This is a genomic window from Microbacterium sp. SORGH_AS_0888 (assembly GCF_030818905.1).
Lineage (GTDB): Bacteria > Actinomycetota > Actinomycetes > Actinomycetales > Microbacteriaceae > Microbacterium.
This window is the reverse complement of sequence record NZ_JAUTAZ010000001.1, coordinates 369,387-384,679: the sequence shown is the minus strand read 5'-3', so window position 1 is coordinate 384,679 and position 15,293 is coordinate 369,387. Positions and strand designations below refer to the sequence as shown.

Below are 15,293 nucleotides of genomic sequence, written 5' to 3'. Positions count from 1 at the left end.
GATCCACCAGCCTACGCCCCGCCCGCCGCGCAGCCGCCCCGCGGATAGAGTGGCCCGCATGAGCACGGCCCTGCTGACCGATCGATACGAGCTGACGATGGTCGAGGCGGCGCTGCGCGACGGCACCGCCCACCGCCCCTGCGTCTTCGAGGTGTTCGCCCGGCGTCTTCCCGGCGCCCGGCGGTTCGGCGTCGTCGCCGGCACGGGGCGGCTGCTCGAGCTGCTGCGCGAGTTCCGTTTCGGCGACGAGCAGCTGCGATTCCTCCGGGATGAGCGCGTCGTGGATGCCGCGACGCTGGACCACCTCGCGGGCTACCGCTTCCGGGGCACGATCATCGGCTATGCCGAGGGCGAGCTGTACTTCCCCGACTCCCCCGTGCTGACGGTCCTCGGCACGTTCGCCGATGCGGTGCTGCTCGAGACCCTCGTCCTCAGCGTCCTCAACCACGACTCCGCCGTGGCGACGGCCGCGGCCCGGATGAGCATCGCGGCCGGTCCCCGCCCGCTCGCCGAGATGGGGTCGCGGCGGGCCGGCGAACGCTCCGCGGTCGCGGCGGCCCGCGCCGCCTACATCGCCGGATTCTCCTCCACCAGCAACCTCGAGGCCGGGAGGACGTGGGGCGTGCCGACCATGGGCACCGCCGCGCACGCGTGGACCCTTCTCCACGACACCGAGGAGGAGGCGTTCCGCGCACAGGTCTCGACCCTCGGCGCCGGCACGACGCTGCTCGTCGACACGTACGACATCGAGCGCGGCGTCGAGACGGCCGTGCGGGTGGCGGGCCCCGACCTCGGCGGCGTGCGGCTGGACTCCGGCGATCTCCCCGTCCTGGCGGCACGGGTGCGCGCGCAGCTCGACAGCCTCGGGGCGACGGGCACCCGCATCACGGTCACGAGCGACCTGGACGAGTATGCGCTCGCCGCACTCGCCTCGGCCCCGGTCGACGCCTACGGCGTCGGCACCTCCGTCGTCACCGGATCGGGCAGCCCGACCGCGGGCATGGTCTTCAAGCTGGTGGCGCGACAGGCACCCTCCGGCGAGTGGATCCCGGTCGCGAAGGCCTCCGCGGAGAAGGCGACGCACGGTGGGCGCAAGCGTGCCGTGCGCGAGCTGAAGGGCGGGACCGCCGTCGCGGAGGTCCTCGCCGTGGGTGAGGACGCCCGCCTGCCGGAGGGCCGGCCGCTCCAGGTCGACCTCGTCGTCGACGGTGAGCCGGTCGCCGGCTTCGCGGGCGCCGAGGGGGTGCGTCGCGCGCGGGCCCACCACGCCGAGGTGCGCCGCGAGCTTCCGCTGTCCGCACTCGGACTGAGCAGATCGGACCCCGCCGTCCCGACCCGCTACGTGTGAGCGCTCAGCCCTGCAGCGACTCGTAGATCTCCTTGCAGGCCGGGCAGACCGGGAACTTCTCCGGATCGCGCCCCGGCGTCCACTTCTTGCCGCACAGGGCCCTCACCGGCTTGCCGGTGATCGCCGACTCGAGGATCTTCTCCTTCTTCACGTAGTGCGAGAACCGCTCGTGGTCGCCCGGCTCGATGTTCTCTTCGCGCAGGAGCTCTTCGAGCTCGCGATCCAGGGTGGTGGTCCCCCCGGCATCCGGTCGATCCAGTGGCGTGCTCATGGTGCACGATTCTACCGAGCGGCGCGCGTCAGGCGGCAGTTTCGGCGAACTCCATCAGGGCGCTGCTGCGCCGCTCGAACACGACGGCCCCGGCCGTCAGGCCGATCCCGAGCACGAGGACGCCGGTCGCGATGCCGCCCGCGAGCGCAGCCAGGGCGAAGGATGTGTCACGGGTCACCGTGACACCCGCCCACCACAGGGTCGGGGCACTCAGCCCGACGGTTCCCACCATGACGAGCGCTTGCGCCCACATACCGGCGCTGCCGGTGCGCTGCGGCTGGTGGAACGGGCTGTCACCCGGACGGGAGACAGGGTAGGGAGCCGCCGCGGAGGCGACAGAGGACAGCCCGAGACCGCTCAGGAACAGCGAGATGCACACGCCGGTGATCGCCGGCGCGAACGCCCAGCGTCCGCTCAGCATCGCCGTCACCGGCACGAGGACGGCGATCGCGGGCACGCCGACGAACAGAACCGGCACGAGACGTCCGACACGATCGGAGATTCCTCGGACACCGCTGGCGATGTGCAGCCAGACGGCGGTCGCGTCGTAGGCCACGTCGTTGTGCGGCAGCCAACCCCAGGAACAGCGCGGCGATCGGCAGCGGGACGAGGGTGACGATCTCTGCCGGGACTCCCGCGATGAGCAGCGGCACCGCCGTGAGCAGGGCCGCGACCGGCACGATCACGACGTTGACCCGATAACGCCGATCGCCGAGCCAGTAGATGAGGCTCCGCGCCGCGATCGCCCCGGCGGGTGTCGCCGGCATCACGGCGAACCACGACATGCCGCTGCGCAGCCGGGAGGATGCCGGACGGTCGGGGGCGTGCAGCATCCGGTCCACGACCGCGTACCAGATCGTCGCGAGGCTCACGGGCCATGCCACCGCGAGCAGCGCGACCAGCCAGAGGAGCGGATCGCCGGTCGCGGCGGCCCCCGGGAGCGCCCAGCCGGCGCCGAGGGGCGTGAACGACACGAGGCGAACGGCCCCGAGAAGGCCGCTCGGCACGCCGCCCTGCCACGCGAACGAGGCGAAGAACACCCCGACGGGCACGACCACGACGAGAAGCGCGACGAGGAACAGCCCGGAGAGCTCTCGCGAGCGGTGCCCTCGCAGGACACGCGTGGAGCCCGCCCAGCCGATGCGCGCGAGCAGCACCGTCGTCATCACCCCCAGCGCGGGACCGGCGACCATCGCGGCACCGGCGTCGCTCGTCGACCACAGCGTGCCGACTCCGACGGCGACGACGATGAGCGCGAGCATCGGCACGCTCACGAGGCTCGCGACGGCGACCCCGGCGGCCAGGGGTCCGGATGTCGCGCCGAACGGACGGAATCGACGCGGATCGAGCTGGTCCTGGCCGCCGACGGCCAGCGGAGCCGCGAGGAAGCCCAGTGCGACGGCCGCGCCGCCGACGACGGTGACGGCCTGGGCGGCGACGTCGGAGGTCGTGCGCAGCGCGAGGAGACCCGCCCACGCCGCGGCGACGCCGAGCACGACGAAGACGAGACCGGCCACGAGCCGAGGACGCTCGCGGGCACCGGGGCGGACGGAGGCGAGCAGGAGCGCGAGCCTCAGTCGGACGAGGTGTGCAACCACTCCAGGCCCTCCACTTCGCCCGCGCCGCCCACGATCTCGACGAAGCGCTCCGCGAGCGTCGTTCCGCCGCGGACCTCGTCGATCGCGCCCGCCGCGAGCACGCGGCCGGCAGCGAGCACCGCCACCCGATCGCAGACGCGCTCGATCAGGTCCATGCCGTGGCTGGAGAGAACCACGGTCCCACCCTGCGCCGTGAACGCCCGGAGGATGTCGAGGATGACGGCCGCCGACGCCGGGTCCAGCGCTTCGAACGGCTCGTCGAGCACGAGCAGGCGCGGTGCGTGGATCATGGCGGCCGCGAGCATGACCTTCTTCGTCATCCCCGCCGAGTAGTCGGCCACGATCCGCCCGAGGGCGTCCTCCAGGTCGAGGGCGCGGGCGAGCGAGTCGACGCGATGCTCGACGACACGTCCCTCGAGGCCGCGGAGCAGGCCGGCGTAGGTCAGCAGCTGACGGCCCGTGAGCCGATCGAAGGTGCGGAGCCGGTCGGGCAGCACACCGATGAGCCGCTTCGCCTCGCGCTCGTGCACGCGTGCGTCCGTTCCGCAGATCCGGATGGTGCCGGCATCCGGGCGCAGGAGCCCCGCGATCATCGACAACGTCGTCGTCTTGCCCGCGCCGTTGGGGCCCACGAGCCCGAAGAACGTGCCCCGCTCGATCCGCAGCGACACGTCGTCGACCGCGATGTTCGTGCCGAACCGCTTGACGACGTTCTCGAGCACCAGTGCCGGCTCGTCCTCGCTCGCATCCCGCGCGTCCGCCGAGTCCTCCTCCGGATCGAACCAGCGCGACTCGCTCGCCTCAGGCTCAGGCTCAGGCTCAGGCTCAGGGTCAGGGTCCGCGACAGGCTCAGCATCCGCGACAGGCTCAGGGTCCGCGACCGCATCCGGCCCCGCCGCGAGATCGGGGAGCACGGCGGCGTCGTCGTCGACGTCGTCCGGGAGCCCTGCGGCGGGCTTCGAGGCGCCCGCCGCAGCCGGCAGGGGCGGCTTCGGCGGGATCACCAGATTCTCCGGAACGGCCGCGGGCGCGTCGATGCGCCGGTCATCGCCGGCTGCTCCGCGCTGCGAGGCGGGGGTGGGGGGATCGGGCAGCGGTGCTGTCACTCCGACACGCTATCAAGGGGTCCCGGGAGAGCCCCGGACCATGCCCGTGTCGGCGCGCCCGGCTCCCTCCCATCGAGCCAGGCCTACGATCGACGCGTGACGGAGCAGGTTCACCGCATCCACTCGCTGCCCGACGACGCACCCTGGGACGGCGGACTCCCCCCGCCCGGATCGCCCGAGCACCCGCTCACGGTCCGGGTGCTCGACCGCGTGCTCGGGCTCCAGCGGCCGGTCGTCCTCGCACACCTCCGGGGCATCCGGGCGCAGCACCCCGAAGCGACCCCCGCTCAGATCGTCCGCATCCTCGAACGTCGCTACCTCGCCGCCGTGACGACCAGCGGCGCCGCGGTGGGCGTCACCGCGGTCGTGCCGGCCATCGGGACCGGCCTGACACTCGCCCTCAGCGGGGTGGAGACCGCCGCATTCCTGGAGGCCACGGCGCTCTTCGCGCAGTCGATGGCCGAGGTCCACGGACTTCCCGTGACCGACCCGGACCGCGCACGCGCACTGGTCCTGACGCTGATGCTCGGCCAGCAGGGAGTGGACCTCGTCGCCCAGCTCGGCAGGCAAGCGGCGGGACAGGGGCCGGGGCGGCAGGCGTACTGGGGCGAGCTCATCACTCAGACGATCCCGCGCGCCGCGATCGGTCCGCTCGTCGATCGCCTCAAGACGACGTTTGTCCGGCGCTTCGCCGTCAGCGGCGGAGCCTCCTGGCTCGGCAAGGCGCTGCCCTTCGGGGTCGGCGCCGTCGTCGGCGGAGCCGGCAACCATCTTCTCGGGCGCCGCGTCCTCACGACCTCTCGACGCGCGTTCGGGCCGGCTCCGGCTCTCCTTCCGGCAGAGCTGGAACCGGCCCGTGGGGATCGGCCGCGGCGATGGCCGCGCCGGCTGCGACGCTGATCAGCTGGTCTGCAGCGTGCCGAGCGTCACGTCGGCCGTGTGCGTCTGGCCGTTGCGCACATAGGTGATCGTGGCCTTGCCGCCGCCGGCGACGGCGCGCACCTGCGCCGTGAGGTCGACCGCGTTCGTGATCGGCACGCCGTTGAAGGCGGTCACGACGTCGCCCGCCTGCAGGCCCGCAGCGGCAGCGCCGCCGTCCGCCGTGACGGAGTTGATCAGTGCGCCCTGCGTGGTGGCGTTGGCCTGGGAGGCGGCGTTCGCGACCGTCGCGCCGAGGAGGCCGTGGGTCGCCTTTCCGCTGGAGATGATCTCCTGAGCCACGCGGTTCGCGATGTCGGACGGGATAGAGAAGCCGACGCCGATGTTGCCGGCCTGGCCCGACGATCCGCTGCTGCCGCCCGCAGAGGCGATCGCGACGTTGATGCCGACGAGCTTGCCCTCGTCGTCCACGAGCGCGCCGCCCGAGTTGCCCGGGTTGATCGCCGCATCCGTCTGGATCACCGCGATCTTGATCGTCGCCTTCGTGGAGCCCGACTGGCCCTGACCCTGCCCGAAGTCGAACTGGAACGGGCTCGTGCCGCCCTCGTCTCCTTCCGCGCCCTGGGTCGGCGCCTGCGACGACGCGATCTCGATCGAGCGGTTCAATGCGCTGACGATGCCGGTGGTCACCGTGTTGTCGAGACCGAGCGGGGAACCCACGGCCATGACGTCCTCGCCGACGTTCAGCTTGCTCGAGTCGCCCATCTGGATGGGCGTGAGCCCGGAGGCGTTGGTGAGCTTGATGACCGCCAGGTCATAGGTCGGGTCGGTCCCCACCACGGTGGCGGCGTAGACGTGGCCATCCGAGGTCGTGACGCGGATGGTCGGGTTGCCGGTGGCACCGTCCAGCGTCACGACGTGCGTGTTGGTGAGCACGTACCCGTCGTCGGTGAGGATCACCCCGGAGCCGGTGCCGCCGCTGCTGCCCGAGCTCACCGAGATCGTGACCACGCTCGGGGTCACCTTGGCGGCCACAGCCGTCGTCTGGTTGACGTCGTCCGTGTCGTTCACCGTGACCGTCGAAGGGCCGGCAACGGTGTTCGAGCTGACGGGGCTCCACAGCTGGGTGCCCACGAACATCCCCCCCAGGCCGGCCGCGCCGCCCACGAGGGCCGCCGCCACCAGCAGCGCGGTGATGCGTGCGGCGCCCGATCCGCTCTTCTTCGTCTCGGGGTGCGCCGCGGGAGCAAGGGGCGTCGTGGGCTGCGTCGAAGCCGCCGCGCCGAAGGCCTGCCCCTGTCCCGCGTAGGTGCCGGGGTAGGGCGGGGCGACGTGCTGCGGCGCTCCGGGATAGGCGGGCTGCTGCGGCGGGACCGGCGATCCTGCGGATGCGGGAAGCGGCGGCTGCGGCGGGATGTGCGGCGCGGCGGGGACCGCCGGGGTCTGCGACGCCACCGGCGTCTGCGCCTGCGTGTCGGGGACAGCGGGGTTCTCGGAGGCGGCGGGGTGCTGTTCGGGACCGGTGGCCTGGGGATCGCTCATGATTGCTCCTTCTGACAAGCACCTTCACTGTGGCCGGGCGTCCTGTGCGTTTCCTATGGTCGGTGTGGGATGCCCCTATGCGACTAACCTGTATGCGGTGCAAGCGATTCCCGGCGCCTGGCGGCGCACAGCGACCGGCGCGGGCCTCCTCGGCCCCGACGGCTCCCCCGCCCCCACGATCTTCGCCGAGATGACGGCGCTCGCCGCTCGGACCGGGGCGATCAACCTGGGTCAGGGCTTCCCCGACGAGGACGGCCCCAGTCAGATCCTCGAGGTCGCGCGACAGGCGATCGCCGACGGTGTCAACCAGTACCCGCCGGGTCGCGGCATCGGCGATCTGCGCGCCGCCATCGCGGAGCACCAGCAGCGCTTCTACGGCATCGATCTCGATCCGGAGCGCGAGGTGCTCGTGACGGCGGGCGCGACCGAGGCCCTCGCGGCGACGCTGCTGGCGCTCCTCGACGGCCCCGACGACGAGGTCGTCGTCTTCGAGCCCTTCTACGACTCCTACGCCGCCTGCGTCGCGCTGGCCGGTGCCCGGCTCGTGCCGGTGCCGCTCGCGTGGCCCGACTTCCAGCCGGACCTCGACGACCTTCGACGCGCCGTCACCGATCGCACGCGGATCATCCTCGTCAACGATCCCCACAATCCCACCGGCGCCGTCTTCTCGGACGAGGTCCGCACCGAGATCGTCCGGCTCGCCGAGCGTCACGACGCGATCATCGTCACGGACGAGGTCTACGAGCACCTCGTGTTCGACGGCGTCCGGCACCGGCCGCTCGCCGCGGAGCCCGGCGCGGCACAGCGGACGGTCTCGATCTCGTCGGGGGGCAAGACGTTCTCGGCGACGGGGTGGAAGATCGGCTGGGTCAGCGGGCCGGCGGCGCTCGTGGATGCGGTCCTCGCGGTCAAGCAGTTCCTCACGTACGTGAACGGCGCACCGTTCCAACCCGCGATCGCCGCGGGCCTGCGCCTGCCGGACGAGTTCTTCGCGGAGATCGCCGCGACGCTGCAGCGCAAACGCGACCTGCTCGGAGACGGGCTCCGGGCGGCGGGCCTCGAGGTCGCCGTGTCGCGCGGCTCCTACTTCACGGTCGCGGATGCGGCATCCCTCGGCGCCACCGACGCGCAGGAGTTCTGCCGCGCACTGCCGGAGCGGGCGGGCGTCGTGGCGATCCCGCTGACGGCATTCGTGACACCGGCGAACCGCGCCCGCTACGCCACGCTCGTCCGGTTCGCCGCGTGCAAGCGGGTCGAGGTGCTGACCGAGGCGTCCGTGCGCCTGTCGTCGTTGTCCCGGTGACCGCTCAGTCGGGGACGACGCGGTAGCGCCGCAGCTGCAGCGCGGGATTCAGCCGACGCACGCGCTCGATCGCCTCCGCATCGAGCGGCGCGACCGCGATGTCCGTCGTCGCGCCGAGCCCCGCGAGCACCACGCCCTGCGGATCGATGATCGCCGATCGCCCGACCCCCAGCGGGGCGGGGTGGTCGGCGGCCGCGACGAAGGCGGTGTTCTCGATCGCGCGCGCCCGCAGCAGCGTGCTCCACTGGTCCTCCTTCAGCGGGCCGCGTACCCACTCCGCCGGGACGATCAGCACATCGGCGCCCGCGTCCACGAGAACCCGTGCGGACTCGGGGAAGCGCAGGTCGTAGCAGGTCATGACGCCGCAGCGCATCCCGTCCGCCTCGAACACCTGGGCCGGCTCGAGGGCGCCCGGCGCGACCCAGTCCGACTCACGCTGCCCGAACGCGTCGTAGAGGTGCTGCTTGCGGTACACCGCCACGATGCCCTCCGGCCCGACGGCGACGACCGTGTTGTGCACGCGCTCGCCGTCGGCGCGCTCGAGCAGCCCCGCGACGATGTGGATGCCGTGCTCGACCGCGAGCTCGTGCAGCTGCGCGGTGAAAGCCCCGTCGAGCTCCTCGGCCGCGGCCGCGAGCGACCCGTCGAACGGATCGATGAAGTAGCTCGAGTACTCGGGGAACACGACGAGCGTCGCGCCGCGGTCGAGGGCGCGCCGCGTGAGCGCGACGATGCTGTCACGGTTGGCGGCCGCATCCGCGATCGGGGCGAACTGGACGACGGCGACGACGGGACCGGTCATGCCGCCATCATCCCACGCCCGATTCGCGTGCCGCTCCAACCCGTGCTAGGCTCATCTCTTGTGCCGCGGGGTGGAGCAGTTCGGTAGCTCGCTGGGCTCATAACCCAGAGGTCGCAGGTTCAAATCCTGTCCCCGCAACAAAAGAAAGGCCCTCCGACCAGGAGTTATCCGGTCGGAGGGCCTTTTCGCGCGCCGCCTCAGGACGCACCGGCCTCCCGTCCCGACAGGACCGGCAGGGGCATGGTGCTCGTGTCGATGTACGGGTTCTCGTCCTGCGCGGCGACCAGCTCCTGCGCCTCGTTCTCGCTGCCCACGGTCGGCACCGAGCCGAGCAGCGGCCGCTTGCCGGTCTCGGCCATCGCGAACAGCGCGACCCCGGCCACCGCGGCGAAGAACATGATGTAGTAGGCCGGCATGAAGTTGTCGCCCGTCCTCATCACGAGCTCGTTCGCGATCAGCGGCGTCGTGCCTCCGAACAGCGACGCGGCGACGTTGTAGGTCAGTCCCATCCCGCCGAATCGCGAGGGTGTCGGGAACAGCGCGGGCAGGGCCGACGCCGTCATCGCGACGTAGAACGCCACCGGCACCGCCACCAGGCCCAGGGCGAGGAAGACCGCCCACTCCTCGCCGATCTGCAGGATCGCGAACGCCGGCACCATGAGGGTCAGGGTCGCGACCACGGCGATGACGTAGACCGGCTTGCGGCCGATCCGGTCGGACAGCCGGCCGATCAGCGGCAGGCACAGCGACATCACGACCAGCACGGGGATGGTGGCGACGGCCGCGTCGAGGTTCGACACGCCGATCTCGTTCTCGAGGTACGTCGGCATGTAGCTGGTGAGCGCGTACCCGGCCGAACCCTCGGCCGCCACGAGCGCGATGCCGATCAGAACGGCCTTCCAGTAGTAGCGGACGATCCCGCCGAGCCCGTGGCGGACCCGCGGATCGCGCGGATCCGTGTACGCGGTCTCGGTCCCGACCGCCGCCTGGAAGCTCGGAGTCTCGGGTATCCGCATGCGGAACCAGATGGCCACGGCACCGAGCGGCAGCGCGAGCAGGAACGGGATGCGCCATCCCCAGTCGCGCATGACCTCGCCGCCGAGCGCGATCGTCGTCAGCGCCACGACCGCGGCGCCGGCGGCGAACCCGAGGTAGGACCCCATGTTCAGCATCGAGGCCCAGAATCCCCGCGAGCGATCGGGCGAGAACTCGGCGACGTACGTGGAGGCACCGGCGAACTCGCCCCCGGTCGAGAAGCCCTGCAGCATCTTGAGCAGGTACAGCGGAACGATGACCCAGACACCGGCGCCAGGGCCGAACCAGCCCTCCACCTGGTCCGACGTGGGGAGCATGCCGATCACGGCGGTCGCGGCGGCCATGACGGCCATCGTGAAGTACAGGACCTTCTGCCGGCCCACGCGGTCGCCGATCGGGCCGAGGATCAGCCCGCCGAGGGGTCGGACCAGGAACGACACCGCGAACCCGAGGAGCGCCAGGGTGAGACCGAGCGCATCGCCGAAGCCGCTGAGGAACACGTGGTGCATCGTGATGGCGAGATAGCCGTAGATCCCGAAGTCGTACCACTCCATGAAGTTGCCGACGAAGGCCCCCGTGAGTGCCGTGCGCATCTTCGCGCGCTGCACGACGATGACGTCCGTGACCTCCAGGCGTCGTGTCGGGGGCCGGCTGGGTGGCTGCGGTTCGTGGTCGGTCATGGTCGTTCTTCCTCTCGGGTAGGCGGAGCATACGGTGCTCCGATCGTGTCGTCGTCCGTGCTCTCGGTCCAGAGCACGTGACGCCGTCAGAGCACGCCGGAGCTCAGGTCGTGCGGCGTGCCGAAGCGGTGCGCGGTGATCGACACCGCCTGCTCTCGCAGGAACGGCAGCATCTCCACGCGCCCCGCCGAGACCACGGCGCCGCCGTAGACGGCGACATCCGGCTTTCCGCCGGCCGCCGCATACACCCCGGCGACCTCCGACGCACGCGAGTCACCCGCGACCACGCGGACCCGCGCGCCGGCGCGCGGCCCCTCCTGCGCGGCCAGAGCCCGCACGCGGTCTGCCCACGCGTCGGCCCCCTCCTGCGCGAGGGCGACGCCCGCACGCGCGAAGGCGGCCGCGACCGGCGCCGGCAGCGGAGCAGCCGTGCTGAGCACGGGGGTCGCCTCCGCGGCGAGTCCCGCGGCGACGACGCGGACGACCTGGACGAGCGAGGCGTCGTCGGCCGCGCGGATCACGACCGGGACCGGCAGATAGCGCAGGACGTTGCGTTCGACCCCGAGCTGGGACACATCGCGCCGCTCGCCGAACTCCGCCTCCCACGCCGCGCCGTCGGACCCCAGTGCGGCGCTCAGCCAGGCCAGCTCCGGCCCCGGGAGACCGGCGCTCTCCGCCGCGGTCAGCAGCGCGGCCGCCCGTGGTCTCACGTCGCGCCCCGGCTCCTCGACCACGGCGTCCTCCCAGTCGACGAGTCCGTGCAGGTAGTTCGGACCGCCCGCCTTGGTTCCCGCGCCGATCGCCGAGCGCTTCCAGCCGCCGAACGGCTGGCGCCGCACGATCGCCCCCGTGATGCCGCGATTGACGTAGAGGTTTCCGGCTTCGACACGCTCGAGCCACCGCGCGATCTCGTCGCGATCGAGCGACTGCAGCCCACTCGTGAGGCCGTACTCGATCTCGTTCACGATGTCGATCGCCTCGTCCAGGGTCGCCGCCGTCATGATGCCGAGCACCGGCCCGAAGTACTCCGTGAGGTGGAACTCCCCGCCTCGACGCACGCCGTCGCGCACGCCCGGGGACCACAGGCGATTCCTTCCCGCGCGATCCAGCGCGAGCGGGCTGTCGGAGGAGACCGGACGCGGCTCGATGAGCCACGTCTCCCCCGGGCCGAGCTCGGTGAGCCCCCGCCGCAGCTTCCCTTCCGGTGCCGCGATGACCGGGCCCATATGCGTCGCACGGTCCTCGGGGGTGCCCACACGGAGCGACCGGACGGCATCCAGCAGCTGCGTGCGGAACCGCCGAGAGCGCGCGACGGATCCGACCAGGATGACGAGGGACGCCGCGGAGCACTTCTGTCCCGCGTGGCCGAACGCCGAGGCGGCGACGTCGCGGGCCGCGAGGTCGAGGTCCGCGTGCGGCGTCACGATGATCGCGTTCTTGCCGCTCGTCTCCGCGAGGATCGGGAGGTCCGTGCGCAACCGCCGGAACGCGGTCGCGGTCTCGTACGCACCGGTCAGGATGAGCCGGTCGACGCGCCGGTCCGCGACCAGACGTGAGCCCAGCTCGCGGTCGGCGAACTGCACGAGCTGCAGCACGTCGCGGGGAACGCCTGCCTCCCAGAGCGCCTCGACCAGCACGGCGCCCGACCGCGCGGCGTGCGTCGCGGGCTTCACCACGACGGCCGAGCCGGCCGCGAGCGCGGCCAGCACGCCGCCGGCCGGGATGGCGACCGGGAAGTTCCACGGCGGGATCACCGCGATGAGCTTCCGCGGGCGCGGCGCGGCTCCGTCGGTGCGCTCGAGCTGCTGGCCGAGCATCGCGTAGTAGTTCGCGAAGTCGATGGCTTCGGACACCTCGGGGTCGCCCTGGTCGAGCGTCTTGCCGGTCTCGGCCCCCATGACCTCGAGCAGATCCGCACGATGTTCCTCGAGGACCTGCCCGGCACGGTAGAGGATGCGGGCGCGCCCATCGGCGCCGAGGGCCTGCCAGCCCTCGGCCGCCGCGACACCGCGCGACAGCACCTCCTCGAGCTTCGCGACATCCGGCACGACGGCGGCCGACACCGCCGCGACACCGAGCTGCGAGCCGACCATCCGATCGGCGATCGCCGCCCCCCATTCGCGGTTTCCCGGCAGGTCGGGATCGGTGTCCGGGGTGTTGGCGAAGCCTCCGCGGCGGCCCCGGGCGACCAACTCCTCCCGCTGAGCGGACATCTCCGCGGGATCGAGCCCGCGGCGCCGATCCTGGCGTCGGCTCGGTCCGGGCGCCGCATCAGGCCTCCCGTTCCCGCTGATCTCGCTCAGCCCTTCGAGCGAGGCGAGGAAGCGCCGCGACTCGCGCTCGAACAGCGCGGGGGTGTCCGCCAGCTCGAAGACGGCCGACATGAAGTTCTCCTGGCTCGCGCCCTCCTCGAGCCGGCGGATCAGGTAGGCGATCGCCACGTCGAACTCGCGGGGGTGCACGACCGGCACGTACAGCCGCAGCGGGCCGACCTCACGCTCGACCGCGGCCGCCTGCCCGGTCGCCATCCCCAGCAGCATCTCGAACTCGATGCCGTCCTGCGCGCCGCGCGCCTGCGCGAGCAGCCAGGCGAGAGCGACGTCGAACAGATTGTGCCCCGCGACGCCGACGCGCACGTTCGCGACGCGCTCCGGGTGCAGCGCGTAGTCGAGAACGGCCTTGTAGCTCGTGTCGCTCTCCTGCTTACTGCCCCAGGTGGCGGTCGGCCAGCCGTGCATCGCCGCATCCACGATCTCCATGGGCAGGTTCGCGCCCTTCACGACACGCACCTTGATGGGCGCGCCACCGCGCGCGACGCGAGCCGCCGACCACTCCTGCAGGCGCATCATGGCCCCCAGCGCGTCGGGCAGATAGGCCTGCAGCACGATCCCCGCCGAGACGGGCAGGAACTCGGGGCGGTCGAGGAGACGCATGAACACCTCGATCGTGAGCTCGAGATCCTTGTACTCCTCCATGTCGAGGTTGATGAACGTCTGCGGCGTCGTCGCGGCCGCGAGCTCGAACAGCGGCACGAGCTCGGCCTCGATGTGGCTCACGGTGTCCTCGAAGGCCCAGTGGTTGTGGGGCGCGATCATGGCGGACACCTTGAGCGAGACGTAGTCGACGTCGGGACGCGCGAGGAGGTGCACGATGCCCGCGCGTCGCCGTTCGGCCTCGGCCGCCCCGAGGATCGCCTCGCCGAGCAGATTGACGTTCACGCGAGAGCCCGATGCCGTGATCTTCGCGATCGCCGCGCCGAGCGAGGCGTCGCTCGCGTCGATGATGAGGTGGCTCACCATGCGGCGCAGAACCCGCCGGGCCACCGGCACGACGACACCGGGAAGCGGCCTCGCCAACGCTCCGCCCACGCGGATCGCCGCACGCATCGGCGCCGGGAGGAACGCCGGCGTGAGCGGCACGAGCTCCGCGAGCTTCTTGGCCGCGACGGAGCGGTCCTCGGGGCGTACGACGCCGTCGACGAAGCCCACCGTGAACGCGAGACCGTGCGGATCGCGGAGGACGCCGGCCAAGCGCGCGGCCGAGGCGTTGACCGGATGCTCCGCAGCCTCTCGCACCCAGCGGTGCACGAGCTCCACCGCCGGGGCAGCCAGATCCTGGGGCTGAACCATGTGACGCGTGTCGGGGAAGAACATGGGGACAGTGTGGAGCCCGCCGAGCATTAACGTAAAGCGAACGTATCTGCCGAATATGATGAAGCAGAAGTGACGTGTCTTGCGCACACCGCAGGCGGGGAGGGCTCGTGCTCGAGATGAAGCGGCTGCGGCTGCTCTGGGAGTTCCACGCGCGGGGCACGATCGCAGCGGTCGCGGATGCGCTCAGCTACAGCCCCTCGGCCGTGTCCCAGCAGCTGGGGCTGCTCGAGCGCGAGGCAGGCGTCCCGCTCCTGCGTCGCACGGGCCGCACGCTCGAGCTGACGGCCGCCGGCGCCGCTCTGGTTGCGGAGACCGACGACCTGCTCGCGGGCCTCGAGCGCGCCGAGGCCGCGCTGCACCGCGTGCGCGCCGAGGTCACGGGGACCGTGCGCGTGGCCGCGTTCCAGACCGCCATGCTCGCGATCATCCCGACAGCCCTGCGGCACCTCAGCGACCGCTACCCGGCACTGCGGGTCGAGGTCGTGCAGTACGAGCCGGGCGCAGCGCTGCGCGAGACATGGGCCCGCGGGTTCGACCTCGTCGTGGCCGAACAGTATCCCGGGCACTCGACCGAGCACTTCCCGGGACTGGACCGCGAGACGCTCACGCACGACCCGATCACGCTCGGGCTTCCGCCTCGCGGCACCGGCGACCGGCGCTTCGACCGCATCGAGGAGCTCGCCGACGCGGCCGGCGTGCCGTGGGTCATGGAGCCGCCCGGCACCGCGACCCGTCACTGGGCGGAACAGGCCTGTCGGCGAGCCGGGTTCGAGCCCGACATCCGCGTCGAGACCGCCGACCTGCAGGCGCATCTGCGCGTCGTCGAGTCCGGGAACGCGGTGGCGCTGCTCCCGGGGCTCGTTCACATCAGTGCGCCCACGCGACTTCGCCTCCTCCCCCTCCCCGATGACCCGCACCGCACGATCTTCACGGCCGCGCGTGCGTCGCGGGGCACGCACCCCGCGCTGGTCGCGGTCCGGAGCGCACTCGCGGACGCCGCCAGCACGCTGCGCTACACCTGAGCCACCCCGGTCGATTTCGTCTCCGCTCATCCGATAGCGATAATGGTTCTCATT

12 protein-coding genes and 1 tRNA gene are annotated in these 15,293 nt (G+C 72.0%); 5 read left to right on the top strand and 8 right to left on the bottom strand.

What is annotated here, in order from left to right:
• The first annotated feature begins 49 nt into the window (after nucleotides 1-49).
• A complete protein-coding gene (locus QE381_RS01795; protein WP_373426893.1) occupies nucleotides 50-1,348 on the top strand; it encodes a nicotinate phosphoribosyltransferase in 1,299 nt (432 codons plus the stop codon).
• A 4-nt stretch (nucleotides 1,349-1,352) separates the two neighbouring features.
• Here QE381_RS01795 and QE381_RS01790 read toward each other — a convergent pair whose 3' ends face one another.
• The 4 genes from QE381_RS01790 to QE381_RS01775 all read right to left on the bottom strand — a co-directional run bounded on the left by QE381_RS01790 (nucleotide 1,353) and on the right by QE381_RS01775 (nucleotide 4,323).
• The gene (locus QE381_RS01790) at nucleotides 1,353-1,619 is read right to left on the bottom strand and encodes a DUF3039 domain-containing protein (RefSeq protein WP_307214941.1); all 267 of its coding nucleotides are present in this window, start codon (nucleotides 1,617-1,619) and stop codon (nucleotides 1,353-1,355) included.
• A 28-nt stretch (nucleotides 1,620-1,647) separates the two neighbouring features.
• Complete coding sequence (locus QE381_RS01785) at nucleotides 1,648-1,851, bottom strand: hypothetical protein (RefSeq protein ID WP_307214939.1); 204 nt, start codon at nucleotides 1,849-1,851, stop codon at nucleotides 1,648-1,650.
• Nucleotides 1,852-1,912: 61 nt separating this feature from the next.
• Nucleotides 1,913-3,217, bottom strand: coding sequence for a hypothetical protein (locus QE381_RS01780; RefSeq protein ID WP_307214937.1), 1,305 nt, complete (start codon nucleotides 3,215-3,217; stop codon nucleotides 1,913-1,915).
• Nucleotides 3,193-4,323 (bottom strand): ABC transporter ATP-binding protein, encoded by a 1,131-nt coding sequence (locus tag QE381_RS01775; protein ID WP_307214935.1) that lies wholly within the window; start codon nucleotides 4,321-4,323, stop codon nucleotides 3,193-3,195. Before QE381_RS01775 ends, QE381_RS01780 begins: the two co-directional genes overlap by 25 nt.
• Before the next feature lie 96 nt (nucleotides 4,324-4,419).
• Between QE381_RS01775 and QE381_RS01770 the strand changes: the two genes are divergently transcribed.
• Nucleotides 4,420-5,223 (top strand): hypothetical protein, encoded by an 804-nt coding sequence (locus QE381_RS01770; RefSeq protein WP_307214933.1) that lies wholly within the window; start codon nucleotides 4,420-4,422, stop codon nucleotides 5,221-5,223.
• Here the strand turns inward: QE381_RS01770 and QE381_RS01765 are convergent, their stop codons facing one another.
• Nucleotides 5,224-6,744 (bottom strand): S1C family serine protease, encoded by a 1,521-nt coding sequence (locus QE381_RS01765; RefSeq protein ID WP_307214931.1) that lies wholly within the window; start codon nucleotides 6,742-6,744, stop codon nucleotides 5,224-5,226.
• Nucleotides 6,745-6,841: 97 nt separating this feature from the next.
• On the opposite strand from QE381_RS01765, the gene QE381_RS01760 reads away from it, so the two are divergent.
• Nucleotides 6,842-8,047: a pyridoxal phosphate-dependent aminotransferase gene (locus tag QE381_RS01760; RefSeq protein WP_307214930.1), complete on the top strand. Its 1,206-nt coding sequence runs from the start codon at nucleotides 6,842-6,844 to the stop codon at nucleotides 8,045-8,047.
• Between the two features lie 4 nt (nucleotides 8,048-8,051).
• On the opposite strand, the gene QE381_RS01755 is transcribed toward QE381_RS01760, so the two are convergent.
• On the bottom strand, nucleotides 8,052-8,849 hold the full coding sequence (locus QE381_RS01755; RefSeq protein ID WP_307214928.1) for a carbon-nitrogen hydrolase family protein: 798 nt from the start codon (nucleotides 8,847-8,849) through the stop codon (nucleotides 8,052-8,054).
• A 64-nt stretch (nucleotides 8,850-8,913) separates the two neighbouring features.
• Between QE381_RS01755 and QE381_RS01750 the strand changes: the two genes are divergently transcribed.
• Nucleotides 8,914-8,987: transfer RNA gene (locus QE381_RS01750), tRNA-Met, on the top strand.
• A 59-nt stretch (nucleotides 8,988-9,046) separates the two neighbouring features.
• Here the strand turns inward: QE381_RS01750 and QE381_RS01745 are convergent.
• Nucleotides 9,047-10,564 carry an MFS transporter gene (locus tag QE381_RS01745; protein ID WP_307214927.1) on the bottom strand — a complete coding sequence of 506 codons (1,518 nt, stop codon included), beginning with the start codon at nucleotides 10,562-10,564 and terminating at the stop codon, nucleotides 9,047-9,049.
• 86 nt (nucleotides 10,565-10,650) lie between these two features.
• Nucleotides 10,651-14,193 carry a proline dehydrogenase family protein gene (locus QE381_RS01740; RefSeq protein WP_307214926.1) on the bottom strand — a complete coding sequence of 1,181 codons (3,543 nt, stop codon included), beginning with the start codon at nucleotides 14,191-14,193 and terminating at the stop codon, nucleotides 10,651-10,653.
• Between the two features lie 131 nt (nucleotides 14,194-14,324).
• Here QE381_RS01740 and QE381_RS01735 point away from each other — a divergent pair, with 131 nt between their 5' ends.
• Nucleotides 14,325-15,239, top strand: coding sequence for a LysR family transcriptional regulator (locus QE381_RS01735; protein WP_307214924.1), 915 nt, complete (start codon nucleotides 14,325-14,327; stop codon nucleotides 15,237-15,239).
• Nucleotides 15,240-15,293: the final 54 nt, after the last annotated feature.

Bases quoted from the DNA above. Each gene is read 5' to 3' on its own strand.
- QE381_RS01790 (WP_307214941.1), bottom strand. From the start codon at position 1,619: ATGAGCACGCCACTGGATCGACCGGATGCCGGGGGGACCACCACCCTG.
- QE381_RS01785 (WP_307214939.1), bottom strand. From the start codon at position 1,851: ATGGTGGGAACCGTCGGGCTGAGTGCCCCGACCCTGTGGTGGGCGGGT.
- QE381_RS01765 (WP_307214931.1), bottom strand. From the start codon at position 6,744: ATGAGCGATCCCCAGGCCACCGGTCCCGAACAGCACCCCGCCGCCTCC.
- QE381_RS01755 (WP_307214928.1), bottom strand. From the start codon at position 8,849: ATGACCGGTCCCGTCGTCGCCGTCGTCCAGTTCGCCCCGATCGCGGAT.
- QE381_RS01745 (WP_307214927.1), bottom strand. From the start codon at position 10,564: ATGACCGACCACGAACCGCAGCCACCCAGCCGGCCCCCGACACGACGC.
- QE381_RS01740 (WP_307214926.1), bottom strand. From the start codon at position 14,193: ATGGTTCAGCCCCAGGATCTGGCTGCCCCGGCGGTGGAGCTCGTGCAC.